Below are 23150 nucleotides of genomic sequence, written 5' to 3'. Positions count from 1 at the left end.
AGAATGAAACGACTGGTTGCCATATCGTTATCGCTGGCTTTCGCCCTCGTTGCTTTTGCACAAAGCGGAGGAGACAGCCTGTTGGTGCGAAAATGGTATTCCGATCCCTTGGTCACCGGGCAACGGCTTATCTCGGCTCTCAGTGCAGAAGATGAAATATTCGCGCCGTTAGAGGTTCTTTTTGCCGATTCGATGGGAGAATCGGGTATCAGCCGCAATATAAGCAGCCTCGTCTCGTCGCTCGAACTGAAAGGCGATAGCACATTCGCTGCCGGATATATCGTCTGCAGTAAACGACCTGTTGCCGAATGCCGATCGACAGCCGTATTGGGCAATTGGACGATAAACGAAGACACTATCACACTGCATACAAACTCTTTATCCGACGCTGTATTCCGTCAATATTACTGGCCCGAAATACGCGAAACTCCGATAACAAAAACGGTACGGTTCACCGTCAGCGCAACAAACAACCGCCTATATATCAACCGCCTAAAACCAAAAATAAAGGGCGAGCCCGAAGAACGCTACGAGGGAAAAACCATCCTCTCGCATGCAACGGATATAAACGACATACGCATAGCCGTAGCCGGATTGATGAAGCACGAGCCGTATGCATCCGACGCAAAGCTGGACGCCTTTCTGCAACAGTCGCTACGGGGACTGACGCGCCAAAATGTTTACCTGTATATAGATTATCTCCGCTATATTCTTGCCCTCGAAATAAATCCGCATCAATTCGAAAACGAAAGCGAACGACGGATGGCTACCAACCTGAAACACCTCATCATCCACACGTTAGCCGACTATTATATGAGCCGCGACAATTATACGGCGGCCATCGACTATTATACGCAGGCCGTTTTCGACTATCCGTATGCGACCGATGACAGCCGCCTGCGCATGAAGGATAGAGAACGCTGCATCGTCAGCATTATCAAGGCATACCGGCGAAACGGCCAGACCGATCAGGCCTATGCCTATATGCTCGGCATGCTTATCAGCAGCCCCTATCTGTCCGAAACCATGAAATCGGAACTGTTTGCCCTCATCGGGGAGAATGAGGAAGACATCCCCCGTTTCCTGTCCGATACCGAGGCCGCTATGCACAGCATTTATCCATGGAGGGGCGATTCCTTTATGCTCATTTTCAGGGGGCAGCTGGCATTCTTCTTCCCGCCGCACAGAATGCCCGTTTCTACCTATGTAGATGACATGCTGATGAGCGAATTTTACCTGACACTGGAAGAGATAGAAGCAGAAAAAAAGCTATCTGCACAAGGCAAATAGCTTTCCGGCGCTTACTTTTTCGACCGCTTCCGTTTCGGCTTCTCCACAGGAGTGTCCGTTTGCGAAGCGAGCCAGTTTCTTAGTTCGCGCACTTTACGGATGAGGCAACTGGCACACGATTGCGGACGTTCGTCCGTTTCGAATACACGGTTATAAAGTCCGTAGATACGGCTCATCGAATAACGGTGCGTAGCCTCCACATCGGAAATGAGCGTTGCCACTTCGGCACGCAGGGTTGAATGGTTGGTTGTTGTCATGGTTCCATTTTTTTGTTATCAATATATCTGACGATAGCGAATAGCACGAATGCCGCCACAATGCCCGCCAGCAACACTTGCCACGAAGCCAGCAACCATGCAAAAACCGCCATCGCCAGCCATGTGCAATGGAAGGTGAAACAGGGGCGGCAATTGAATGGTTTGCGGTCGAAAAAAGTGTGCAGACGAGGCAGATGCAGCGGTAGTATACACCCCAGATATAGGGCACACACAATGCTAAAGAATAAGGAAATAAGGATTTTTACCGGCATCATTTTTATACAATGATAAAATACCGGCACATTGATAGCACTATTTAACAAATAAGGCGTTTATCCGAAGAATTTGCTTTTCAGTCGGCTCCAGAAACTTGGTCTGTCTTCGCGTTCGTTTTTGTTATAGTGACCTTCATTTTTTGCAGGCTCTTTCTCCTTCGCCGGAAGACTCTTTTCTTCAGCTTTTTCAATGGCAGCAACATAAAAATCATACGGAGTAGCTCCGTTTGCCAAACTGATACGTCTATTATATTTCTCTAACGCTTCGGTGTCGCCGAGGGCTTGTGCTTCCCTTTTATCCATGTCGTAGTGAGTCGCATAGTACTCCTGATCATATTTGACAGCTTCTTTAAAAGCATTCATCGCATTCACGCTATCGCCCATAGCATCATATATTTCGCCTTTTTCAATACAGATTTGGCATCTCAATGCATTAGAATCATTCACAATAGCTTCGATCGCCTTGGCTATATCATTCAAAGCTTCGTCGTAGTTTCCAAGCTCTCTGTTTATAGAGGCACGTAGGATGTAAGGCTCGCTTTCTTTGTAATGACCATTATCGAGTTCGATGCAGCGGTCGACGTCGGCTAATGCATCCTCATATTGCGGAATACAGGAAAAGAAGACGGCTCGGTTATAATAGGGACCCATGTGGGTAGGCTTAAACTGGATAAGTCGCTGATAGTCTCTCTCTTCCATTTCTCCGGTATATTTATCCATGTCTATGTACACGGATAAATCCGTTCGCAAATAATAGGCGACAGGATTCATTGGGCCTATTTGCTGCACTTTGCTACAAAGGTCGAATGCTTTGTCGTAGTCATTTTCCTCATAATAATACCACTTAGCTAACGTGAGCAATGCATCCACATTTTGGGGCTCTTTGGCCAATGCGTGGTCGATGAAGGCTTTTATTTCCTTCGAATCCATCCCGCCTCTGAACATTCCTATCTTCGCTTGCAGAAGGCATAGCTCTATCGAGTCGGGATTCAGCTCGCGTACCTTTTCGATAGCATCATCAATAATGGTACTGCCATCTTCCCTTTCCAATTCATCTTCCAATTTATCCTGACCGACAAATATTTCAAAATCGAAATCATTATTGTATAACAAATCATAATACAGTTCTGCTTTCAGCAGATGCGCCTGCCAATCGGAAAAATCGGCTTGGATTCTTGCATTAAGGGTTTCTTCTTCTTGCTTAAAGTTTCTCATTGCTATATTGTTATGTGTCTTTTATAATTATCCGTCAAACCACATATCGTTGATTTCTTTGCCCGAAATCTCGATAATGAGCAGGTGATCGTCGTTCATATTGTCTCCACAGGAGAAGTTTGCCGAAAATGCTCCGTCCTCGTCGATGTCTATCGTTCCGCTATACATTTCGAGGCTGTTGTACCACTCATCGTCCAGCTCGCCGTCGTAACATTCGTCAATCCACTCTTTATGCTCGCGCAGATAAAATGTTTCGAGGGCAGCCCGGCAATCCGAGAGCCACAGGAGGTAATCATTGAGAGGCTCTATTATAGCTTCGAGGTCTATTGTTGCCGGAATACTGAGCCCGAGTTTTTCGTCGTCATCTTCGAAACGCATCTGTCCGAACAATTTCAAGGGCATATCGATATACCCGTTTTTGTAGGGATATTCGGGATCTTTAATGTCCTCGAGGACAATCTTGTCTATTGTCACCATCTGCATAACAATTTATTTTTCAACCAGATACTTACCGAATACTTTATCAAACAATTCGGGCTTCCCTACCCTGCCGTTGAGCATGCAAGCCGTCTCGATACGGGCAGAGGAGCATTTTTTACCGTCGCGCTCGCGATAGATGCTTTGGTTGAAAATATAGCGGATGCCTTCCTTCTCGAGCGAATCGATGGTGCAGACAAATTTCTCGTTCCCGTGCAGCGAATGGTGATAGCGGATGTGAACGCTTACCACAACGGCATCGAGCCCTTCGGTGTGGAGGGTATAAAAATCGAGCCCGTTCTCTTCGAGGAAGTCGTGCCGAGCAACTTCGTAATAGTGCTGATAGTTAGCATTGTTGACAATTCCCTGTGCATCGCATTCGTAGTCGCGCACCTTCATCGGCAATTCGAATAATATCTTTTCCATAATGTATGTGTTGTTTTGTTGCAAAGATAGCTATTTATCTCCCGCGAGGGCAATACGAGAGGCGAGAAATAAAAGCAAAAAAGCCTCCCTCAATAATCAGAGGAAGGCTAAAGTCATGTCAAAACGAAAAAATTATTGTATCCCGACCCATTGGTCGGCTTGCACCATCGATTGTTGCACACGGTTGATGTCCGTCACTGCAACGCGCGGTTCTATCCTGATAGCCTGAATGGCGTCTAACAACTGGCGATTGGTCATGTCATTGCCGAGGGGCAGGCTGGGTATCTGTCCGCCCTCTTCCATATATTTGGCGAACATCGGTTTGTAAGCAAGCCGGCGTTTGTTGCTGTCGAAGTAGGAGTTGACGTCCTCGGGGTTCAGTTCGCGGCGTTGCGAGTTGATGTAGTTTATCAGTCCCAGATTACGGCGGGTAGAGTGGCGATTGATAACAAATTCGCCGCCTTCGACTTCGATGTTCGAGCCGAGGATGCGCATGCCTCCTTGTGTGTGGCGTTTGCCCCGGAGCAAGCCTCCGTCTTCGAGTTTATTCAATTGGCGTGTCTGGGTGGCTATTTGTATCGCACCCATCGCCCCAATCATTGCGGCTATGGGTATGCCGGGCAATCCCATCGACAGGGCTTTGGCAACACCCATCGCAATATCAGACACACTCTTGACGAGGCCTTGTTTGAGTTCTATTTTCTTGGCTCGGGTTTCTTGTTTGGCTTTCTCTTTTTCTGCTTTTTCCTTGTCCTTGGCTAACTGGCTTTCTTGTGCAGCGAGACCTTGGTTTTTCGCCATCTCGGCATCTATCTGCTCTTGCAAGGCTATGGCGCGACCGCCACGGGCATTGGCAGCTTTGTTTTCGAGGGCGTTGATAGCTTCGGTGCTTTTCTTGCGCTCTTCGACTATCTTATTGTACTTTTCGGTTATCTCTTTGAGGTCTTCTTCGGCTTCGGCTTTTTTCTGTTTGGCTAAACCGGCAGCGGCTGTAAAGATTCCGTTTATGCCGACCATGTATTCGTCGTTGAATTTCTTCATTTGGGCGTGAAGACTGGCAAAAAAATCGCCAAAGAGATTGTTTTGATTCTTAATATTAGTATTTAGCAAATTGGTAAACTGTGCATACTTTGTTTGATAATCGGCTAAAGAATCGGCTTTCTCCTTACTTATTTTTTGCTCCTCCTTAGCATATTCTTCTTCGGAAATTTGCCCTTTCGATTTCTCTAAATTGCTAAATAACTCATCATAATAACCTTCTATATTACGGCGATAATCTTCGACCAGATAAGCATTTTTCTGCAACGATTCATTGACTTGTTCAAGGGCTGCTTTAGTCTTATCATAATCTATGATATCTAATTGGTTTTTAATGGTAGTTTGAAATTTCCCCATCTTTTCTACATATTTTTCCAGAGTACCTTGAGAATCATTCATTGCCTTTTTAGAAGGTTGTTCATCGTTTTTTTGTTTCCCCTGAACTTCCAACATAGAATTGTTTAGACCTTTGTGTATCTCTTTAGCCTCTTTAGCAAGACTTTCTAAAACAGAACCCAATTTTTCGAAATAAGCAGTGACTTTGGCCATTTCCTTAAGAAAAACAGCCGGCAGTTCCTCTGTTCTTTGATAGATACCATTCAACATGTCCTCTACCTCTTTCACATTGAACTTTAACATAAAATTCATCTCTTTCATCATAAGTTTTTTACTTATAGATAAAATGATTGTATTATCTTCAATAACTTAACATTTGCAACAATAAACCTAAGAATAATAAAATTCTAATTAGCATTCCATACGGATATATAATAATCAGATGTAATCCTCTCCCCGCCATATTCTGCAACATTCACATTAAATGTGCTGGTATTTTTATCCACGTATTCAAGTGATATAGGAATATAGGCTTTCTTTTCTCCTGTTTGTAAATCAACAGCGCTACGGTATATATCAATTCCATTCACTTGCACCAGATTCACGTCCACTACGCCGCTTTGTATCTGTTGCGTAGGTGCAGGAACGGGAGCCTGTGCATGGGCTGGGGTAACAATATCATTGTTTTTAAAGAAATTAGCTGCAAGAAAAACAGCAATAACGGTGAGGATAATTTTAGTGTACAAATCTGTTTTCATAATTTCATATTTTAGTTTGTTCGCTTTTGTCTTCAGGAGCAAGATACTCCACTAACACTCAACATGACAAGTCATTATCTTTCATCTTAAGTTTTTCACTTATAGATAAACTTGTAGAAAAATATTATTATTATTTTGTATATACAGATAAAGAACCGTTTATATTATGAATGTAATTACCATCTACTTCCTTAATATTCACATTAAATGTGCTCGTTTTGGGGTCTACATATTCGACTGACATTGGGATATAGGAATTTACTTCGCCATCGGCAAACTTCACTGTTCGACCATACAACTCCACTCCATTCACCTGCACCAGATTCACATCCACTACGCCGCTTTGTATCTGCTGGGCAGGTGCGGGAATGGGAGCTTGTGCATGAGCGGGGGTTACAGCATTGGGCAATGCATTCTGGATAATAATAACTACTAATGCAACCGCAATAATCGTCTGAATAACTTGAGAATAAAAACTTGTTTTCATAATTCTATATTTTTAGTTTACCTATTAATCGCACAAAACGTCTGATAAAAAAACATCCTCAAATATATGACTATTTTGAGGATGGATAGTTTAAATGCACAAGGATATTTTTTCAGAAAAACTCAATAATCGGTTATACAAACAGGGATGCCCGGCGTATACCCCTGATACTCGATAGAGGTGGGCAGATAAGCACAATTCTCGGGATTGCCATCTTCATCCTCCAGTTCGACATAGCGCGTAAAGAGCTTCACCCCATTGAGTTGCACGACATTCACATCCACCACGCCGTTTTGCAGTTGTTGAGCGGGTGCAGGGACGGGAGCAGCGGCATGGGCGGAAGTTACGGCTGCCGGAAAAAAGTTCTGGACAACAAGGATTGATAAAGCGATAGCTATAACTGTCAATACGGCTTTGGTATAAAAATCTGTTTTCATAATTTGGTTGTTTTTGTTGTTTTATAATTATAAGACTGATATTTTGCCTAATTGTCCCAATTGACAAGGATATTTTTTCGACAAAGTACGCTTATTTGATGAAATAAGTTATTATTTTCGCCGTTTCTTTCATAACAACACAATTTGGTTAAGCTAAAAGTTGCTGCGATATGATGAATAAGGTCAAAGAACTGAGAACAATCCTCCCTATTCCGATAAACGAAGCGTTAGAGCTACTGCGCGCCAACGACGGCGACATCGAGACCTGTGTCTACCTCTACAAGGCAAAGGCATTGGAACATATTTGCAGCGAAACAGGCTGCGACAAAGCAATGGCCGACCACTACTACGAAGCCGAGAAATACGACATCAACCGTGCTATTTCCTTTATCAACGACGAGCTGTTCGACCGCAATTATACGCCTATCGACGGTGTTACTTTCGACGGTCTGCAAACGGCATTATACTGGCTCCGGCTGATAGAGACAAAAGACTTTGCCTATTCACTCAGTTTCAGCCGATTGGATGAGGTCATAGATGTGATGCTGCGAATAGAGCCGTTGCACGAGACAGCAGATATGCTCCGGAAGGCGAAAGCAGTCTACGACCGCATATTCGAGGGTTATAGCGACAACCTGCCTATCGAGGAGTTTGTCCGCCGCTATCAGCAGCTCGACCACGAAGTCGATTTTATGAATGCCGACTACCTTATACCTCTCCGCCGGATTGTAATAGCGGAAGAGCTTCGCCGGCATTTACGCAATCTGGAACAATAAATGTTGATTTTGACACAACAAACATTTACTTAAATTAATGTTTATTGCGCGATATTATATATTTTTGTACAGACAAATGTCTTTGAACCCTTGATAATGCTAAAATTTCATGAAGAATCTTTACATATCTCAAACAAACCAACCCTAAAACATTAAAAACACCTCTTGATTATGAAGAAGCTACTTTATTTATTCCTATTATTACCCTTGTTTCTAACCAGTTGCGGAAGCGACGATGATAAAGATCCCACTGCTGCTGAACAGGCACAATGGATCGTTGGCAAATGGATGTCGGATCCCAACGGCACGTGGGCTGTCAAAATATATATATTTGATGCTCAAGGTAATTTCCACGAATACCTCAACTCTACGCAAAGTCTGGCAAAATCGATTAATACGAGCGGAAAATACCGGATACTCGAAACAAATAAACTCGAACTGCAATACGACAATGCCGGAGCAACCGCCACATGGGAAGCCGTACCTTTCAAGATGAAAGATAAAAAGACCTTTCACCTCGACAATATCAAATATTACCGTACAAGCTCGCAGAGCTAATACTATAACCGAATAATTTGACAAAAAACAGAATAATGAAAAAGATTATTTATACACTCCTTTTTTTCGCTGCGCTTTTTACACTCAATTCTTGTAACGAAAGTAAAAACAAAGACGACGTTATTAAATTCTACGATCTGGAAAATCCCGGAAAAGAGTTGACTAACACCGTTATCCTCCCTGTTGTAGGCGAAGGATATGACATCGATATTCAAGGAGGATCAGGCACTTATACCTACGGAGCGCAAGATGTAGACATCATCAAAGTGGCGCGCCGAACTGAGTTGAGCGGGACTGCACTAAGAATAACTCCGTTGAAAGAAGGTAATACGTCGGTTTTCGTTATGGATTCGGACATGAATTCAGGACGCTTGTTTATCTCTATCACCGCATATACATTAAAAACAGCTGTATCTGAGGACAATTTGGAAGTGGATGTTACAGATCCGTCTGTAAAAACACTGATAGAGACGGAAATGGAAAGCCTCCGTTTGAAAATGCCTATGGCCGTGACATTCAAATATAAAACAGAAAAAAGCGGAACATTGGAAGTCTTTCCTGATAAATCGGATGCCGACATAAAATATGATGGAACATTCGAGATGAGAACAGTTATAGGGGGCACTTTCTTCGACATGACATATAATGGGAAGATGCATACCTATAATGTCACTTGGCAAAACATAGGAAACGCCGAAGGCGATGATGTAAGAATCGTTTTAGAAGCCGATTTGACTGATATGTACCAAACACAATATCCCGCAGCCGGCGTGCAAAAGGTTATAGCTACCGTACGGCTCGACCAGTTGGACAATTGATAAATTAACTTAAACGCTATCGTTATGAAAAAGCTATTTTATTTATTCCTGTTGTTTCCGCTACTCTTTATTGCCTGTAGCGATGATGACAATAATAAAATCAAGTTCTACGATGCCAATACTCCGCCGGAGAGAATAACAGAGATAGAAATCGGTACGAGATCAGCCGGCGAAAAGTATTCCTTTGCCTTCGTTAAAGGCGGAAGCGGTGTTTATAATACAACATCGTCCAATCAGGATGTTATCGAGAGCGAAAACATCTGGATAGAAGACTATTACGGCGGATACATGAATACGCTCTCTTTCATTATTAAAGATGCCGGAGAAACAATTATTACCGTCACTGACAGTAAAGGGAATGCTGCAACATTAAAAGTTACGGTATCCGCTACGAGCCAGAAGTTTCTCGTGAGCGAACCCGCTTTACAAATCAACGATATGGTTGCCGGGCTGAAAACAGCGATAAGCGAAGACGTAGAACAGACGAATCTGCTTGCAAACAACTCATTTATACTCACCTATACCGGCAAAGAGGAAGGAAATGTACAAATCTATTCGGATGCGTATGCCGAAAATGAGATAGCGACAGGCCGTTTCCGTTTCGAATTGCAAGAGGGGAACCAAATGTCCATATTATTCCTTATATTGGAATATGGCGGACGCGAACACCGTTATCAATATGTGAGTGACAACGCACCTCTCTCTCAAAAGTCCAATTATTACAGGATAAAACTGGGAGAAAACCTCACGGAATACTATCAAAACAAGTATGACGGACAATATCCTGCCGGCACTGTAAGCGAAGTGAAGTATTATTTTACTGTATCATCAGCCGGATAAAATTAAATATTTAATCTAAAAAAATATCAGACCCTATGAAGACAATGGATTTTTTGAAATTTGCAGTATTAGCCTTTATCGCTATGGCTTTTTTCGCCTGCGGAAGCGACGATGATAAAATAAAATTATATAGCGACAGCTATTTATCGGAACGCATCACTCAAATAGATGTTACGACAAATAAAGAGATAGGCTATTTTTGGATAAAGGGAGGTGATGGCTTTTTCACAGCCTCTTCGGACGACCGCTCTATCATAGAAATAGTGATGACCGAAACAAACCGTATCTCCTATGCACCTAAAGCTCCCGGAAAAACGACAATCACAGTCTCGGACGGCAAAGGAAATGCAACCGTCATTCCCGTGGAAGTGAAAGTAGGAACGCAAGTATATTATCATGTAGACATAGAACCTCTATTAGTTATTACTCCTGATCCATTGACAGATCCTTCGGTTTACGACGCTATCAAGAGTGATATCGCAGCAAATAACATAGCGCGTGGCAATATGTTTCATCTGACTTACAAAAACCATCTGTCCGGAGACCTAATCATTTACAACAAAAACACAGAGGAATCCGGCATAAGATTTGAAGGGGAATTCCGTATCGTAGAAGAGAATCGCTCTTACTACTTCATATTCACTTATAACGGCGAAGAACACCGCTATGAGAGAAAGTATGAACACGAAATGTATGCACAAAAAGATATGGGCCCTATCAATCTCTATCTGTTCGAAGATCTTACCGAGAAATATGCCACTCAATATCCGGCAGCAGGAATCACTAAAATTGAATATATATTACATTTTTACACACCACGTTACTAATACCTAATCATATTAATTCAAATACCCCACCATGAAAAAAACCTTACTACTCCTGCTATTTATCCCGCTCCTCTTTGCTTCGTGCGGTAGCGACGACAAAGACGATGATGCCATCAAATTCTATAGCATGAATGATGCTACAAAAAAGATAAACGAAGTCCATGTAGCTAAAACCTTTATCGGTTTGGAAGTGCACTATGCCATCGTGAAAGGAGGAAAAGGCACCTACAAAGCAACCTCATCCAACCAAGATGTTGTAGCCAATTCGCAAATCAAAGTGCAAATGCCATATGGATATGGATATGGATATAGCGACAGTGACGGCAATACCGGAGAGGACGGCAAAGGCTATCTGACTTTTACTGTCCTAAAAGAAGGAACAACCACTATCACCGTTTCCGATAACGATGGAAACGCCTCCACCTTGAAAGTAAATGTCACAGACGACATCAATTAACGATAAAAACAGAAGCCGCAAATCAGAAACGAATTGCGGCTTTTTTATGTAAATAAAGTGATACCTAAATAATCGTCCAGCCACCATCTACATAGATAGTCTGTCCGGTGATATACGTCGATTCGTTAGCTGCCAGAAAGACAATAGCCGAATCTAATTCTTCCACTTTGCCCGGACGCTCGAAAACTGTCTTTCCTTTTACAAAATTCATAAAAGCATCGATTTTGAATAGCTCTTCGGTCATTTCCGTTTCGTAATAGCCCGGAGCGATATTGTTGACCGTGATATTGTGTTTTGCCCATTCCGTAGCCAAGGCTCGGGCAAGATTGATGACAGCCCCTTTCGAAGTATGATAGCTCAGCGTCGGACTGAATTTATTCCCTACCTTTCCGTATGCCGAAGCTATATTGATAATGCGCCCGTACTGATTTTCGATCATATGCTTGCCAACCTCCCGCGCACACAGGAATACGCCGCTCACATTAACTTTCATCACCCGTTCGAAATCTTCGAGGCTCATATCCTCCGCATTCCCGCCGAGTGCCAGCCCGGCATTATTAACTAATATATCGATTTTACCGAAGTGACCGACAACCTCTTTCACCGCACGCACAACATCGTATTCCACAGTCAAGTCACATTGCACAGGCAGACAGCGATGTCCCTCCGCTTCTATTTCCTTAGCCAACTCCTGCAACTTATCCATCCGGCGCGCCACGATAGCAACATCCGCCCCCTGACGGGCAAGCGTAAGAGCAAATCTTTTTCCTAATCCCGAAGAAGCTCCTGTAACAAAAGCTACTCTTCCTTTCAAATCAAATAGAGCCATAGTCTTTTTAGTTTTTAAGATTCATATCCTAAAGATAGGAGAAAAGTCAAGTAACAACAAACAGATACAGGGTTTAGTTTGGATTATTCTATATTAGGGAATGGAAAGCGGTAGTCTAAAAAAATAAGGTATGATTATTTTTTTCTGTATTCTTTAAAGCCGGGGACATCTTTCCGCACCGATTTCCGCCAACTCTTTCCATATCGGGAGTCGAGGTATTCGAAAATATGCCGATTATATTCGATGAGGCATTCAATTTCGGGAGCAAGACACCCGTATTGATAATACTTCAAGTTGAATTTTTCCTCAAATTTATGATCTTTATCCCTGATCTTTTTAGGAGCATAACCACCCATTATCAACAACTTTACCTCATTATCTCTAATATCTTTTTCTGCATTAGCTGAATTTACCTCACAATCATACTTCGCTATCAAAACAATATCCGAAAGCGACTTATCGACTATTTCCACAACGGTATCGGTTTTACAACCCAATCCCTTTACGATTATATGATATTTACCTTTCTCTAAATTATCGAATCGAAAAATCCCTGATGAATCAGTAACAACAGAGAGATCTGTATCTTCAATCCATATACGATTGTAGTCGCTTGGCAAGCGTATTTCTGTCAATACAGCTATTCGTAGTTGCCCTCCTATCGAGTATTTATCTTCCACTTCTTGTGAAAAAACAGCTAAAGGAAGCAATAACAGAATAATAAAGACTATCTTTTTCATAATAAAGGTTTTTAATAATTATTTAATACCTCCTTGAGATCAAAATCATCCAATATTTCGACAAATTCATCGATTCGCTCACTATTAAGCGTAGAATCACTTTCAAAATCCTTCTTCATTCCTCTAATAGCGTCTTCTTTATCATTGTACCTTAAAAAATGTACATACCATTTTCCGGTAAGTATATATTCTTTGTTTTCCAATGAATCCAATTGTAATAGCCGGTCATAATTTTCAATAGCTTTATCAAAAACTTTATTCGCTTTTTCCGGTTCTTCTGCATATAAACAGAGCATACCTTGTAGAGCTAATGTTTCCGGCACATTTGGCTTAAGTTTTATAGCCTCATCAAGAATCAGAATTGCTTCGCTATATTTTTTCTGTTTTATCAAAACTGTAGAATATAAATAGTGCGCCTCAAATCCATCAGGATAAAGGCTTATAGATTCGGACAATAATTCCGACGCTTTATCCAGATTATTTTCACTTATCATCTCAGCAGCCTCTTGCTGTAGAGCAATAGCCTTCTCCTTATTTGGATTTTCGCAGTGAGTGAATAAAAATAATAGAGTAAATAAGACAGGCAGGCATTTTTTCATTCTCTTTTTTCTGTAAAGATATATTTTTTTGTAGTACCGGGCGACTGCCGATCTTCTCTTTCTCATACGAAACAATTCCTCCCTCAAATGTTAAAATCGTCCATCCCATATCAAGCCCTTTATCAATAAAACAAAAAAGAGCTTATGAAAACGCGTTTGCGAGTTTCCATACAGCCATAAAACTAAAAAAGAATTACGTATGAAACTTCCCGTTTACAACTGTTTGATTGACGAAAACCTCGAAGACGAGACAGGTATTTATGCCATTTCGTTTGTCGATTGTCCTGCCAACGAAGTCGATTTTGTCGCCCTCAGCCAGCAAATGCAACCATTGCACCTGAACCGCGACGAACAAAAACAAGTACTGACAGGCGTCGTCCTCAAACCCGATCAATTAATCTATCGCAACTCGCCAACGATGGGCGAGCATTATATCCGCTTCTCAGCCGAACAAATACGAAAAATTGCACAAAAGATGATGCGCACAGGCATAGCCCTCACCACAACAACGCATCAACATGCGCAACCGCTGCAAGGCAACTACCTCACTGAGTTGTGGATAGTAGAAGACCCCGAACGAGATAAATCCCGCGCATTAGGCTTCGACGACCTCCCCCAAGGCACACTTATGTGCAGCTATAAAATCGAAGATCGCAACTATTGGGACGAGCAGGTCATGGCGGGCCATGTCAAGGGATTCTCGCTCGAAGGGCTTTTCAATCAGGAAATTGCCCTGAACAAACATCAAATCAATTCTAAAAACAAAAAACGTAAGATGAACAACCGTAAACAGAAAAAGACGCTTTTGCGGCGTATCGCTCATTTGCTGCTCGGCATCGAAGACGTAAAGAAAAGGGACACGACCGATAGTGGCGAACCTTTTATCATCTTTATCCTTGCCGATGGCAAAGAGGTGTATGTCGATCAGGATGGCTTTGCGACGATGGACGAAGAGCAAATGCCTGCCGGAGAGCATAAACTGGCAAACGGCAATCTGCTCGTTATCGACGAAAAAGGAGACTTGGTCGAAACGCGTCCGGCGGCAGATGCCATCAGCAATCCCGACAGCCAATCGGCTCCCGAAGCGCTTCGGCGTTATTACCGCCAATTGGCAGAGCAACCTCTTGACGATGAACCGGAAGAAGCACAACCGGCTGATCCAAAAGGCAAAAGCGAACTATTGAAAGCTAAAATCGCCGAAATGCAGAAAGCTATCGACGAACTATCGGCCGCATTGGAAGAGGCATCTAAACAAGTGGAAACGCTTCGCCGCCAGACACCTTCGGCACGTCCTGCCGTGCAACGTCAATCGGCTGCCGATCAGCTATCTATGTCTACTGCCGAACGCATGGCCGTAGCCCTCAACGAAACGCTGCAACGCAGGAAATAGGCCTCCCCAACCCCTCCTAAGGAGGGGCTGAATAAGCAAATCAATCAACAAATATTTTTAAACAAATCCCTTATATATTCCTCCCCTTGGGGAGGTTAGGAGGGGCTAAAATTAATTTATCAATGGCAAATTTGTACAACATTACTCCGCTGACCTACCAGCCTTCATCTAATATGGACTGGTTTACCAAAGCCGTATTCGGCGGAAAATTAATCGAAAAGGGCAAAATCACGCCCGTTATCGGCATCAAGGAAAGCTCTATGCTCAACCTCATCGACCTGAGTGGCAACATGCTTCAGGCAGACAGTCGCGATTGCGCATGGACACCTCAGCAAATCGCTAAGCTAAGCGAAAAAGAGTTGAAAATCAAAACGTATAAAATCAACCTCGAACAATGCTTGGACGACCTCGAGCGTAAACGCACTGTTTGGATGATGAGTCCGGGCGCACGCAACCATCAATTGCCCGAAGGCTTGGAAGATGCTACAATGGCTATCCTTGCCAGCGAGTTGAGCAGCGAAATCGAAACCAAAATCTTCAAAGGCGACAGTTCGGTAGATGCTGACGACTTCGACGGTGTAACCAAGGTATTGACCGACAGCACCGAAGCTATCAAGGTTACAGGTGTAGTCTTGACAAAATCGAATGTTTTGGACGAAATCGAAAAAGCTTTCGCTGCCCTTCCGGACGATGTAGCCGCAGCCGGCATGGAAAAAGAAAGCCTGAACGTATATGTTTCGTATGCGACCTTGATGAAGGTAAAAGTGGCATTAGCAGGCGTATTCGGCGCAGGAGTGGTTGTAAATCCGAACTTCATCGTCGAAAACAACATCGTGAAGTATCTGGGCGCTGAAATCGTTCCGGTAAAAGGCATCGGCGACAACGACATGGTCATTGCCGAATCGTCTAACTTCTTATTGGGAACAGACCTGTTGAGCGACTTGGAAGAAATCCGTCTGGGACAATTCGCTGCCCCGAACGATAACAAAATCTTTATCGACGGCCGCCTGCGCTTAGGATTCGCTATCCCTTTCGAGGACGAAGTGGTATTCTATAGCCCGAACAACTAAAATTAATGAGCCAATGTGCTAATGAGTTAATATGCCAATTAGCACATGCTCATGTTTTTAATTATCACATTTTCAAATTATCAAATTTCCGAATTATTATGGGATGTAAACTAACTTCAAGTATAACCAGAAACAAGTGCCAATATGCTCCGGCAGGAGTCAAAGCGGTTTACCTGTTCAACTACGACACCGAGAATGCCTATACCTTCGAGGATGCCGACAAAACAACTATCGACGCCATCACCCTTGCCGATGTCACCGAAAAAGCTTACAAAATAGCTTTCATCGACAACACGGCATCATTCTCCGACGAGCTGGCTCAGAACGGAAACGGCGGAAAATACCGCACGCATACGTTGAACTTTACCGTCGAAAACTACGATTACGAACTATTGAATCAGGACGAAGCCTTGAGTTTAGGTAAATTCACAGCAGTAGTAGTCGATAAATCGGGACGAGCAATCGTTTTGGGACGCAACAACGGTCTGACAGCCACAGCGTTTAACTACGCTTCGGGAGCCGCCGACGCCGACGCCACAGGTTGGACAGTTACGATGGCTGGTACCGAAATCGAGATGGCTCGTTTGTTGAAAGACGAATCAGTAATTGCAGCCATTGCTGACAATACGACTGTTACGCCATAACCGATATAGATGTTTCACAAGATAAAAGCGGTTGCCACGAATAGCAGGCGCCGCTTTTTCTGCAAATAACAATGGCAAATGAACAGTAGAACTATTCGCGATATACTGCATACAGGCAGTTACAACAATGGAGGCATTACCGAAATATGGCTGCTCGACATACGCGATTTCGTATCTTATCGTTTCCGCGACGACGGGTTATACAATAGCTGTTATGTCGAAAAAATAAACTCCCGCAACGATTTTATCCAACTGGGAGCTGTAGACGAAAGCTATTTCACCGAAACGCAAAGTAACGGATTGTACCGGCAGGAACTTTGGACGTATGTGCGCACCGTGGAAGGGACAAAATCGGCTGACTTATTAGCAGCTTCTCTGCACAATTATTTAGTCGTTTTCCGCAACACGCAAGGGAGAACCTATTGCTTCGGTTCGGATGGCGGGGCAAGCCTCACATTCGGTCAGCAATCGGGCAAAGTTGGTGAAGTGACAGGTTATCAGATTACACTTAATAAGGAATCTGCCTTTCCGCTTTTCGAATTAAATCCTGATGGCTACAACACAGTCAATGTGTTGGGAACGGAAGCAGAGCAAGCTGTTTTAACGGAAAACGGGATGAATACTATAGCAATATAAAAAAACAGAAAAAGAAAATTATGGCAAATGAAAAAATCAATCCGGTAAGGCTCTCCGAGCTACCGGAAATAAATATGCCGGAAGGCTTCTGGGTTTTCGGCTCGAAAGAAGACACCGATGGAAGTTTTCAGTCGGGAAGATATTCGCTCGACAATCTACTCGAATATGCAAAGCGGTTACCGTTGGAGCGACGCCTGTCTTTTACGATAGGGAGTTCCGAAAGTCCACAGATGTATATTGATGAGTCGATGACTATCTACCAAATCGGAGTGAAAGATGTGTATAAATTATCCATCGACGTGGAAGGCACATCATATGATATAGCATTGGATTCGGCTCTTTCGGTCGATGTTCCGGCAAAATCGGTCATCACGCTGAATGCGACTCCGGTCTCGACCGATACACAGAAAATGTTTGTATTTATTTACGCAAAAGCAATAATAGCATGATTTACAAAGTAATAAAAGACGACAAAGAGTACGAAATTGACGACACTGTCTTTTTCGACGCTCAACCGAAAGATTTTCAGGTTGTTTTCAACGAATTGAAACAGGGTGACATGGCAGAGTTTGATAACTGTATCTGCCTCATTCTACCCACTAATCGTGTAATCATTTCAACAAAGGAGGTGCAAGATGGCGAATAATTATAATTGGAAGGAGAGGTATTATGATGAGAATGGAGCTTTAATAGCTTCACCGGTATATGTAAGTGCTTTGGGTAGTAAAAATGGGACAGGGACAAAGGATAATCCACTTCCTGCAAATTTCAGAACTGCAATTGAAGTTAAGTACGTGTTATCAAACGGGAACTTTCCGGACATTATTAACGGGACAGTAAGAACAAATTTGTATGGCAGCGGGAATACCGAATTTAATGGTACATCATTACAATCGGATATATTACGAATAACCGATTCGATTATATCAGACATAACCAATTATAGATACAACCAGACAGGATTTTACAGATGTATAATCAGACAAGATTTCCCGACAACAATTCAAACGATGTCATATTGTATGGTGGTAGCCGACCAACCTTTTACGGCAGCAAATGCCTCCAACAATAGCTATCACGGTATCAATATACCATCATTAAACAGTAATATGTCGCTTGGTCTATTGTCGGACTGTAATATATCTATATCGCAAAGTAATCTGAACAGTATCTATTGGCAGTATCTCGGCTTCGACAACTGTAGATTCAAGATAGGAGACGAAACAGATTATAACCCTCTTACTGGAAATACAGAAACGGAATTACGACAACATTTTGTCGATCGATGTGTGGCGCAAAGCTTAACAGTTCCTACCGGTTCGGAGTACGGAGAAACAAACCTGCCCATGTACCGTTGGATTTTTGCTAATAATTCTACAACCGGAGGATGTGTTATTCGTGATTCTATTATCGACAATTTTCAGAAACGACGTTTTGTTCAATTGGGATGGAAACAAGAAACTGTTGAACCAATAGCCATTACTACCGATACAACATCAGCCAATGCAATAGGCTTCATCCCTTCTGCCAACCTGAATGTGTCGGATGGTAGTATTGCTTATAAAGATGATATCGATATCAGAGAACAACATACCGATACATTAACCTCCAATATTATCTGGTTAGGAGAAGGATTGCAAAAAATCAATTCTATCAACATACTTCACAATCTGGCAGCCCAATATGGTGTATTTATCGATAGCACACCTTCTATCGTGCCTGTTATAAACGGACAAATAGAAGAAGGTGAATTCTATCTTGTACGTTCTGCTGACAATCTGAAAGCCAGTATCAGTTATAATGGCGTTGCATATACCTCTTCGTTGGAAGAGCGGGAAAATATCTTTATCGGAGCTACAGACGTAAACTCTTGGATAACATCTTCCGGTAACGAACAGGTTTACAAAGTAAAAGACCTTGCTATTCTGAGTACTATCAAAATGCGTATAGTGGATACTCTCCCAACCGACAAAATCACTACCGGCTCACTCGAAAGTGGCTATTGGTATTTTGTTGAACCGGTAGATGTTGATAATCCGGCAGGAAACATTACTTACAACGGGAAGCAATATCCATGCTTCGCTTCGTTCCTGTCTACTGGAGGAACCTTCTCTATCAGTGGCGATTGTCGCCTGCGGCGTTGTTGGAAACAAGCATTCGATTTTGCAACAGAAACTATCGACAAATTTTTTTGGAGTAGTATTCAGAAGCCTGTCTGGTTCGATGTTGTTCCCCATGATATGCGTTGCCTGATGAAAAACAATAGTGCAAAAGGCGGTGAAATGCAATCAGCGAACAACACCTACATAGCTACCGGCTACCCTGGATTCTATAATATGATAACTGCTGAATCCGGAGTTCCCATTCCAGCCTATCCTATCACCGGAAAATATATGCAGATAGAATTAGTATTATCAACGCTTAACCCAATGTAATCATGGCTGATTTCGACAATGGATTACCTCCTGTCTCACAAGCAGAAGGAAGTATTTCTTCAATTTCTTTCAACCAAGAAGAATACCCAGAGGCTGTTTTTCCTCAAATAAAGAGTATATCCTTAGGCAAGGAAGTCTATATAGAGACTGATGAAACAATATCTTCCATCTCTTCAGTATCATATTCGTTAAATGATATTGGGTATAACGCTGCAATGTATTTGTAATATTTTTAAGGAGAGTAATTTAAGTTACTCTCCTTAACCTTTTCATAAAACATAATTAATATTATCTTTGCAGCTTATGAAAAAGATAGAAAAGCTTGATGCTATAAGAGGTCTTGTTGCACTATATGTGATGTTTCATCATATATTTTATGCAATGAATTTTGAAGTTGGAGACTTTTATGTGGGGGGGATATTTGGGTATGGTAGTGCAGCAGTAATGGTATTTTTTATCCTTTCAGGCTTTGTAATTCAATATTCACACCAACAGGCCAAAGACCAATCATTTAAGTTATTCTTTTTCAAAAGATTTTTTAGAATATATATACCCTTGATTTGTGTTTTCATATTAAATTTTTTTATATTATACATAGAAGGGAAAGCTTTTGGAATAAATGACTGTATAGACCTAATAGGTAATCTTATTATGCTACAAGATACACCTCTCATCAATCCAAATCATACAGTATTCGATTGTTTTTTAGGGAATGGTCCTCTATGGTCTTTAACTTTCGAATGGTGGTTTTACATATTCTATTTCTTTTTATATAAATATAAAAGAAATCAAGCTTCATTAATCGTGTACACATTAGCCATAATAAGTGCTCTTACCATCATTTACCCGATTTTCCTAAACCGTTTCTTCATTTTTCTTGTTTTGTGGTGGAGTGGAGTAGAAATTGCAAAACTATATACAGCGAATAAAAAGATCACATTTATAACTATGCTAAAACCATTGTCTGTAATATTAATATGCACAATTGTGATGAATTTTATTTTGCGTACCGACTTTGACAATACTTATCGAGGGGTTTTCACTCCATCATACAATGGATTGAAATACGGACTTATGGTTTTATGCGGTGGCATTATTTGGCACTATTTCAAATGGCGTTTTTTCAATCAGACGATAGGAGTGTTCAAATATTTTGCGAATATTTCATACGGAATTTATATTTCTCATTGGTTTTTAGTGTCACATGCAAGTTATTTAAATTTTATAGACAACTCTATAATCCGTTATTCCCTCTATATTCTGATATGCTTTGCATTCTCATACCTGATCGAACGGGTGATATATGTAAGATTAAATAAATATTTTATGAAAAGGATCTTTCATAAATAAATTATCTTCTACAATATCTTCCATCTCTTCAGTATCATATTCGTTAAATGATATTGGGTATAACGCTGCAATGTATTTGTAATATTTTTAAGGAGAGTAATTTAAGTTACTCTCCTTAACCTTTTCATAAAACATAATTAATATTATCTTTGCAGCTTATGAAAAAGATAGAAAAGCTTGATGCTATAAGAGGTCTTGTTGCGCTGTATGTAGTACTACACCACATTTTTCTTGGAGCTCACTATCCCTTATTTGGGATAAATATTGCAGCTTTGTTTGAATATGGTGCTGCCGCTGTAATGGTTTTCTTTGTATTATCAGGTTTTGTTATACAATTATCTTTTGAAAACTCAAAAGACAAATCCTTTAGAACCTTCTTCGTTAAACGATTTTTCAGAATCTATATTCCTCTTATTTGCGTCTTTATCGCTAATTATTTGTTAATCCTTATACAAGGAAAACCTATTGAAGATTCATTATTACATAATCTTGTGGGAAATTTGTTAATGTTGCAAAATGTCTCATTATACTCTCCTGAACATATAGAATTTGGCACATTTTTGGGTAATGCACCATTATGGTCGCTAACTTTCGAATGGTGGTTTTACATGATTTACTTTGTATTGGTTAAATATTGTAATCGATACGCAACCAGAATTGTATATATAGCAGCCATTATATCTGTATTTATCTCTATTGTGTATCCTATTTTTTATAATAAACTATTAATCTTTCTTGTAATTTGGTGGAGTGGAGTAGAGCTTGCTAAACTATATGCTCAAAATAAAAGGATAACTTTTATCAGTATGTACAGGCCACTTTTAGTTCTAACGACTATAGTTGTTATACTATTTTTATCTCTTCAATTCAATATAGTAAATGAACAATATAAAAGCTATGTCAATGTTACTTACTTTTATATGAAGTTTTCATTGATTGTCTTATTAGGGGGAATCGTTTGGCATCTCTTAAAATGGCGTCTTTTTAATCAGACAATAGGAGTGTTCAAATATTTTGCGAATATTTCATATGGAATTTATATTTCTCATTGGTTCTTAATTGTAACAGCTGACTATTTGAGTTTCATCCAAAATTCTTTTATTCGCTATCCAATGTATCTTCTGATTTGTTTGGGTTTCTCATACCTGATCGAACGGGTGATATATGTAAGATTAAATAAATATTTTATGAAAAGGGTCTTTCATAAATAAACAACGCCTATAAAAAGAGCTTAATTCTTTTATTTAATTCAATAATCGAAACAGAAAAAATTGCCGAAATAAATATTATTATTACAAACAAATACTGAATAGGCAATCCTGGAGACAGAATATAAAATAGATCAATAACAAGCATATGGGCAAAATAGATACAAGATGCTAATTTTGAGATGTATCCGTCAACGTTCTTATATCTCGAGATAGCAAGGACGAAAAGAACTAAAGCAGGACATAGAAAAAATAGCGCAAAATAAAAATCCCCATAATTATAACCAGGAATTAAGTGTTCCATGATTGATCTTTCTATAAATAATAAAGCAAAGCCTATAACAATTGCTAAAATAAGAATTTTCCGATTACATAAAAGAGTACTGCTCTTCAGAGCATCAAACAAAAAATATCCAATAAATACAAATGGAAATCCAAAAAACAAAAAATTTCTAAAAAAATAATATTTATATACAATAAACATTGGTTCAGTGGTGTATATACGTTGCAATATATATGCAAGAAAATATAAAAATATGGCAATAGACAACAGATATACTTTATTAACTCGTCGCGTTATGTATATCATTAATATGGCTCCTATAAGCGCTGGTAAATACCATAAATGTCCATACCCCATAAGTAGAACCAACAACGTCTTAATCGATTTAATTTCAAAAGAGTGAGCATACAAACCTATATATATTATCGACCATGTGGTATATACAACTATAAGTTTCTTAATATGTGCATACGTTTTTTGCTTATTATTTATAATTGAATTAATATAGAAACCATTAATAATAAAAAAACAAGGAACTGCAATTTTCCCTATTATTGATCCAATTATATAATTCAAGTAAGGATATGGTGTAGCATAAGTATGAATCGACACCACTAATATAGCTAATATCACCTTGAAATAATCTAATGTTATATTTCGTTCCGGGTATTGCTTTGTCTCTATAGTTTGCATA

General features: G+C 40.8%; 30 protein-coding genes. 17 read left to right on the top strand and 13 right to left on the bottom strand.

Features of this window, described 5'->3' with window-relative positions; translation table 11 throughout:
* Positions 1-3 precede the first annotated feature (3 nt).
* Positions 4-1290, top strand: a complete 1287-nt coding sequence (locus D0T66_RS10275; RefSeq protein ID WP_163357198.1) for a hypothetical protein — start codon at positions 4-6, stop codon at positions 1288-1290.
* Positions 1291-1301: 11 nt separating this feature from the next.
* On the opposite strand, the gene D0T66_RS10270 is transcribed toward D0T66_RS10275, so the two are convergent.
* The 9 genes from D0T66_RS10270 to D0T66_RS10230 form a co-directional block, all read right to left on the bottom strand.
* On the bottom strand, positions 1302-1547 hold the full coding sequence (locus D0T66_RS10270; RefSeq protein ID WP_163357197.1) for a hypothetical protein: 246 nt from the start codon (positions 1545-1547) through the stop codon (positions 1302-1304).
* A complete protein-coding gene (locus D0T66_RS10265; protein WP_163357196.1) occupies positions 1544-1822 on the bottom strand; it encodes a hypothetical protein in 279 nt (92 codons plus the stop codon). Before D0T66_RS10265 ends, D0T66_RS10270 begins: the two co-directional genes overlap by 4 nt.
* 57 nt (positions 1823-1879) lie before the next feature.
* On the bottom strand, positions 1880-3037 hold the full coding sequence (locus tag D0T66_RS10260) for a hypothetical protein (protein WP_163357195.1): 1158 nt from the start codon (positions 3035-3037) through the stop codon (positions 1880-1882).
* Positions 3038-3064: 27 nt separating this feature from the next.
* Positions 3065-3514 (bottom strand): hypothetical protein, encoded by a 450-nt coding sequence (locus D0T66_RS10255; RefSeq protein WP_163357194.1) that lies wholly within the window; start codon positions 3512-3514, stop codon positions 3065-3067.
* 12 nt (positions 3515-3526) lie between these two features.
* On the bottom strand, positions 3527-3940 hold the full coding sequence (locus D0T66_RS10250; protein WP_163357193.1) for a thioesterase family protein: 414 nt from the start codon (positions 3938-3940) through the stop codon (positions 3527-3529).
* A 132-nt stretch (positions 3941-4072) separates the two neighbouring features.
* Positions 4073-5617 (bottom strand): hypothetical protein, encoded by a 1545-nt coding sequence (locus tag D0T66_RS10245; protein WP_163357192.1) that lies wholly within the window; start codon positions 5615-5617, stop codon positions 4073-4075.
* Positions 5618-5721: 104 nt separating this feature from the next.
* A complete protein-coding gene (locus tag D0T66_RS10240) occupies positions 5722-6072 on the bottom strand; it encodes a hypothetical protein (RefSeq protein ID WP_163357191.1) in 351 nt (116 codons plus the stop codon).
* 130 nt (positions 6073-6202) lie between these two features.
* Positions 6203-6559, bottom strand: a complete 357-nt coding sequence (locus D0T66_RS10235) for a hypothetical protein (RefSeq protein WP_163357190.1) — start codon at positions 6557-6559, stop codon at positions 6203-6205.
* Positions 6560-6681: 122 nt separating this feature from the next.
* A complete protein-coding gene (locus tag D0T66_RS10230; protein ID WP_163357189.1) occupies positions 6682-6996 on the bottom strand; it encodes a hypothetical protein in 315 nt (104 codons plus the stop codon).
* 170 nt (positions 6997-7166) lie between these two features.
* Here D0T66_RS10230 and D0T66_RS10225 point away from each other — a divergent pair, with 170 nt between their 5' ends.
* The 6 genes from D0T66_RS10225 (at position 7167) to D0T66_RS10200 (ending at position 11272) form a co-directional block, all read left to right on the top strand.
* Complete coding sequence (locus tag D0T66_RS10225; protein ID WP_163357188.1) at positions 7167-7772, top strand: hypothetical protein; 606 nt, start codon at positions 7167-7169, stop codon at positions 7770-7772.
* Positions 7773-7943: 171 nt separating this feature from the next.
* Positions 7944-8330: a hypothetical protein gene (locus D0T66_RS10220; protein WP_163357187.1), complete on the top strand. Its 387-nt coding sequence runs from the start codon at positions 7944-7946 to the stop codon at positions 8328-8330.
* Positions 8331-8365: 35 nt separating this feature from the next.
* A complete protein-coding gene (locus tag D0T66_RS10215) occupies positions 8366-9148 on the top strand; it encodes a hypothetical protein (protein ID WP_163357186.1) in 783 nt (260 codons plus the stop codon).
* Positions 9149-9172: 24 nt separating this feature from the next.
* Positions 9173-9988: a hypothetical protein gene (locus D0T66_RS10210; RefSeq protein ID WP_163357185.1), complete on the top strand. Its 816-nt coding sequence runs from the start codon at positions 9173-9175 to the stop codon at positions 9986-9988.
* A 35-nt stretch (positions 9989-10023) separates the two neighbouring features.
* Positions 10024-10815, top strand: coding sequence for a hypothetical protein (locus D0T66_RS10205; protein WP_163357184.1), 792 nt, complete (start codon positions 10024-10026; stop codon positions 10813-10815).
* A 31-nt stretch (positions 10816-10846) separates the two neighbouring features.
* Positions 10847-11272: a hypothetical protein gene (locus D0T66_RS10200; RefSeq protein ID WP_163357183.1), complete on the top strand. Its 426-nt coding sequence runs from the start codon at positions 10847-10849 to the stop codon at positions 11270-11272.
* A gap of 64 nt (positions 11273-11336) precedes the next feature.
* Here the strand turns inward: D0T66_RS10200 and D0T66_RS10195 are convergent, their stop codons facing one another.
* The 3 genes from D0T66_RS10195 to D0T66_RS10185 all read right to left on the bottom strand — a co-directional run bounded on the left by D0T66_RS10195 (position 11337) and on the right by D0T66_RS10185 (position 13440).
* Positions 11337-12101, bottom strand: coding sequence for an SDR family NAD(P)-dependent oxidoreductase (locus D0T66_RS10195; protein WP_163357182.1), 765 nt, complete (start codon positions 12099-12101; stop codon positions 11337-11339).
* 134 nt (positions 12102-12235) lie between these two features.
* Positions 12236-12841, bottom strand: a complete 606-nt coding sequence (locus D0T66_RS10190; RefSeq protein WP_163357181.1) for a carboxypeptidase-like regulatory domain-containing protein — start codon at positions 12839-12841, stop codon at positions 12236-12238.
* A gap of 11 nt (positions 12842-12852) precedes the next feature.
* On the bottom strand, positions 12853-13440 hold the full coding sequence (locus tag D0T66_RS10185) for a tetratricopeptide repeat protein (RefSeq protein ID WP_163357180.1): 588 nt from the start codon (positions 13438-13440) through the stop codon (positions 12853-12855).
* Positions 13441-13639: 199 nt separating this feature from the next.
* On the opposite strand from D0T66_RS10185, the gene D0T66_RS10180 reads away from it, so the two are divergent.
* The 10 genes from D0T66_RS10180 to D0T66_RS10135 all read left to right on the top strand — a co-directional run bounded on the left by D0T66_RS10180 (position 13640) and on the right by D0T66_RS10135 (position 22176).
* A complete protein-coding gene (locus tag D0T66_RS10180; RefSeq protein WP_163357179.1) occupies positions 13640-14830 on the top strand; it encodes an XkdF-like putative serine protease domain-containing protein in 1191 nt (396 codons plus the stop codon).
* A 122-nt stretch (positions 14831-14952) separates the two neighbouring features.
* A complete protein-coding gene (locus D0T66_RS10175) occupies positions 14953-15900 on the top strand; it encodes a hypothetical protein (RefSeq protein ID WP_163357178.1) in 948 nt (315 codons plus the stop codon).
* Between the two features lie 98 nt (positions 15901-15998).
* Positions 15999-16544 (top strand): hypothetical protein, encoded by a 546-nt coding sequence (locus D0T66_RS10170; RefSeq protein WP_163357177.1) that lies wholly within the window; start codon positions 15999-16001, stop codon positions 16542-16544.
* 78 nt (positions 16545-16622) lie between these two features.
* Entirely contained in the window at positions 16623-17180 is a 558-nt protein-coding gene (locus tag D0T66_RS10165; protein ID WP_163357176.1) for a ribosome-inactivating family protein, read from the top strand.
* A 20-nt stretch (positions 17181-17200) separates the two neighbouring features.
* Entirely contained in the window at positions 17201-17629 is a 429-nt protein-coding gene (locus D0T66_RS10160) for a hypothetical protein (RefSeq protein WP_163357175.1), read from the top strand.
* Positions 17626-17826 carry a hypothetical protein gene (locus D0T66_RS10155; protein ID WP_163357174.1) on the top strand — a complete coding sequence of 67 codons (201 nt, stop codon included), beginning with the start codon at positions 17626-17628 and terminating at the stop codon, positions 17824-17826. The genes D0T66_RS10160 and D0T66_RS10155 overlap by 4 nt, the downstream gene beginning before the upstream one ends.
* Entirely contained in the window at positions 17816-19615 is a 1800-nt protein-coding gene (locus D0T66_RS10150; protein WP_163357173.1) for a hypothetical protein, read from the top strand. The genes D0T66_RS10155 and D0T66_RS10150 overlap by 11 nt, the downstream gene beginning before the upstream one ends.
* 2 nt (positions 19616-19617) lie before the next feature.
* Positions 19618-19842: a hypothetical protein gene (locus D0T66_RS10145; protein WP_163357172.1), complete on the top strand. Its 225-nt coding sequence runs from the start codon at positions 19618-19620 to the stop codon at positions 19840-19842.
* A gap of 76 nt (positions 19843-19918) precedes the next feature.
* The gene (locus tag D0T66_RS10140; RefSeq protein ID WP_163357171.1) at positions 19919-20965 is read left to right on the top strand and encodes an acyltransferase; all 1047 of its coding nucleotides are present in this window, start codon (positions 19919-19921) and stop codon (positions 20963-20965) included.
* 158 nt (positions 20966-21123) lie between these two features.
* A complete protein-coding gene (locus D0T66_RS10135; protein ID WP_163357170.1) occupies positions 21124-22176 on the top strand; it encodes an acyltransferase in 1053 nt (350 codons plus the stop codon).
* A 7-nt stretch (positions 22177-22183) separates the two neighbouring features.
* On the opposite strand, the gene D0T66_RS16450 is transcribed toward D0T66_RS10135, so the two are convergent.
* Positions 22184-23149, bottom strand: coding sequence for an acyltransferase family protein (locus tag D0T66_RS16450; protein ID WP_163357169.1), 966 nt, complete (start codon positions 23147-23149; stop codon positions 22184-22186).
* Between the last annotated feature and the right edge of the window lies 1 nt (position 23150).

This window comes from Dysgonomonas sp. 25 (assembly GCF_010501075.1).
GTDB lineage: Bacteria > Bacteroidota > Bacteroidia > Bacteroidales > Dysgonomonadaceae > Dysgonomonas.
Note: the sequence above shows the minus strand (reverse complement) of the source record. Positions and strands in the feature narration are given on the sequence as shown.

Excerpts from the sequence above, each read along its gene's own strand:
- D0T66_RS10155 (WP_163357174.1), top strand. The coding sequence starts at position 17,626 with ATGATTTACAAAGTAATAAAAGACGACAAAGAGTACGAAATTGACGAC.
- D0T66_RS10250 (WP_163357193.1), bottom strand. The coding sequence starts at position 3,940 with ATGGAAAAGATATTATTCGAATTGCCGATGAAGGTGCGCGACTACGAA.
- D0T66_RS10185 (WP_163357180.1), bottom strand. The coding sequence starts at position 13,440 with ATGAAAAAATGCCTGCCTGTCTTATTTACTCTATTATTTTTATTCACT.
- D0T66_RS10160 (WP_163357175.1), top strand. The coding sequence starts at position 17,201 with ATGGCAAATGAAAAAATCAATCCGGTAAGGCTCTCCGAGCTACCGGAA.
- D0T66_RS10175 (WP_163357178.1), top strand. The coding sequence starts at position 14,953 with ATGGCAAATTTGTACAACATTACTCCGCTGACCTACCAGCCTTCATCT.
- D0T66_RS10240 (WP_163357191.1), bottom strand. The coding sequence starts at position 6,072 with ATGAAAACAGATTTGTACACTAAAATTATCCTCACCGTTATTGCTGTT.
- D0T66_RS10180 (WP_163357179.1), top strand. The coding sequence starts at position 13,640 with ATGAAACTTCCCGTTTACAACTGTTTGATTGACGAAAACCTCGAAGAC.
- D0T66_RS10270 (WP_163357197.1), bottom strand. The coding sequence starts at position 1,547 with ATGACAACAACCAACCATTCAACCCTGCGTGCCGAAGTGGCAACGCTC.
- D0T66_RS10255 (WP_163357194.1), bottom strand. The coding sequence starts at position 3,514 with ATGGTGACAATAGACAAGATTGTCCTCGAGGACATTAAAGATCCCGAA.
- D0T66_RS10220 (WP_163357187.1), top strand. The coding sequence starts at position 7,944 with ATGAAGAAGCTACTTTATTTATTCCTATTATTACCCTTGTTTCTAACC.
- D0T66_RS10245 (WP_163357192.1), bottom strand. The coding sequence starts at position 5,617 with ATGTTAAAGTTCAATGTGAAAGAGGTAGAGGACATGTTGAATGGTATC.
- D0T66_RS10230 (WP_163357189.1), bottom strand. The coding sequence starts at position 6,996 with ATGAAAACAGATTTTTATACCAAAGCCGTATTGACAGTTATAGCTATC.
- D0T66_RS10210 (WP_163357185.1), top strand. The coding sequence starts at position 9,173 with ATGAAAAAGCTATTTTATTTATTCCTGTTGTTTCCGCTACTCTTTATT.
- D0T66_RS10215 (WP_163357186.1), top strand. The coding sequence starts at position 8,366 with ATGAAAAAGATTATTTATACACTCCTTTTTTTCGCTGCGCTTTTTACA.
- D0T66_RS10265 (WP_163357196.1), bottom strand. The coding sequence starts at position 1,822 with ATGATGCCGGTAAAAATCCTTATTTCCTTATTCTTTAGCATTGTGTGT.
- D0T66_RS10140 (WP_163357171.1), top strand. The coding sequence starts at position 19,919 with ATGAAAAAGATAGAAAAGCTTGATGCTATAAGAGGTCTTGTTGCACTA.
- D0T66_RS10235 (WP_163357190.1), bottom strand. The coding sequence starts at position 6,559 with ATGAAAACAAGTTTTTATTCTCAAGTTATTCAGACGATTATTGCGGTT.
- D0T66_RS10260 (WP_163357195.1), bottom strand. The coding sequence starts at position 3,037 with ATGAGAAACTTTAAGCAAGAAGAAGAAACCCTTAATGCAAGAATCCAA.
- D0T66_RS10135 (WP_163357170.1), top strand. The coding sequence starts at position 21,124 with ATGAAAAAGATAGAAAAGCTTGATGCTATAAGAGGTCTTGTTGCGCTG.
- D0T66_RS10200 (WP_163357183.1), top strand. The coding sequence starts at position 10,847 with ATGAAAAAAACCTTACTACTCCTGCTATTTATCCCGCTCCTCTTTGCT.
- D0T66_RS10195 (WP_163357182.1), bottom strand. The coding sequence starts at position 12,101 with ATGGCTCTATTTGATTTGAAAGGAAGAGTAGCTTTTGTTACAGGAGCT.
- D0T66_RS10205 (WP_163357184.1), top strand. The coding sequence starts at position 10,024 with ATGAAGACAATGGATTTTTTGAAATTTGCAGTATTAGCCTTTATCGCT.
- D0T66_RS10165 (WP_163357176.1), top strand. The coding sequence starts at position 16,623 with ATGAACAGTAGAACTATTCGCGATATACTGCATACAGGCAGTTACAAC.
- D0T66_RS10145 (WP_163357172.1), top strand. The coding sequence starts at position 19,618 with ATGGCTGATTTCGACAATGGATTACCTCCTGTCTCACAAGCAGAAGGA.
- D0T66_RS10275 (WP_163357198.1), top strand. The coding sequence starts at position 4 with ATGAAACGACTGGTTGCCATATCGTTATCGCTGGCTTTCGCCCTCGTT.
- D0T66_RS10150 (WP_163357173.1), top strand. The coding sequence starts at position 17,816 with ATGGCGAATAATTATAATTGGAAGGAGAGGTATTATGATGAGAATGGA.
- D0T66_RS16450 (WP_163357169.1), bottom strand. The coding sequence starts at position 23,149 with ATGCAAACTATAGAGACAAAGCAATACCCGGAACGAAATATAACATTA.
- D0T66_RS10190 (WP_163357181.1), bottom strand. The coding sequence starts at position 12,841 with ATGAAAAAGATAGTCTTTATTATTCTGTTATTGCTTCCTTTAGCTGTT.
- D0T66_RS10170 (WP_163357177.1), top strand. The coding sequence starts at position 15,999 with ATGGGATGTAAACTAACTTCAAGTATAACCAGAAACAAGTGCCAATAT.
- D0T66_RS10225 (WP_163357188.1), top strand. The coding sequence starts at position 7,167 with ATGATGAATAAGGTCAAAGAACTGAGAACAATCCTCCCTATTCCGATA.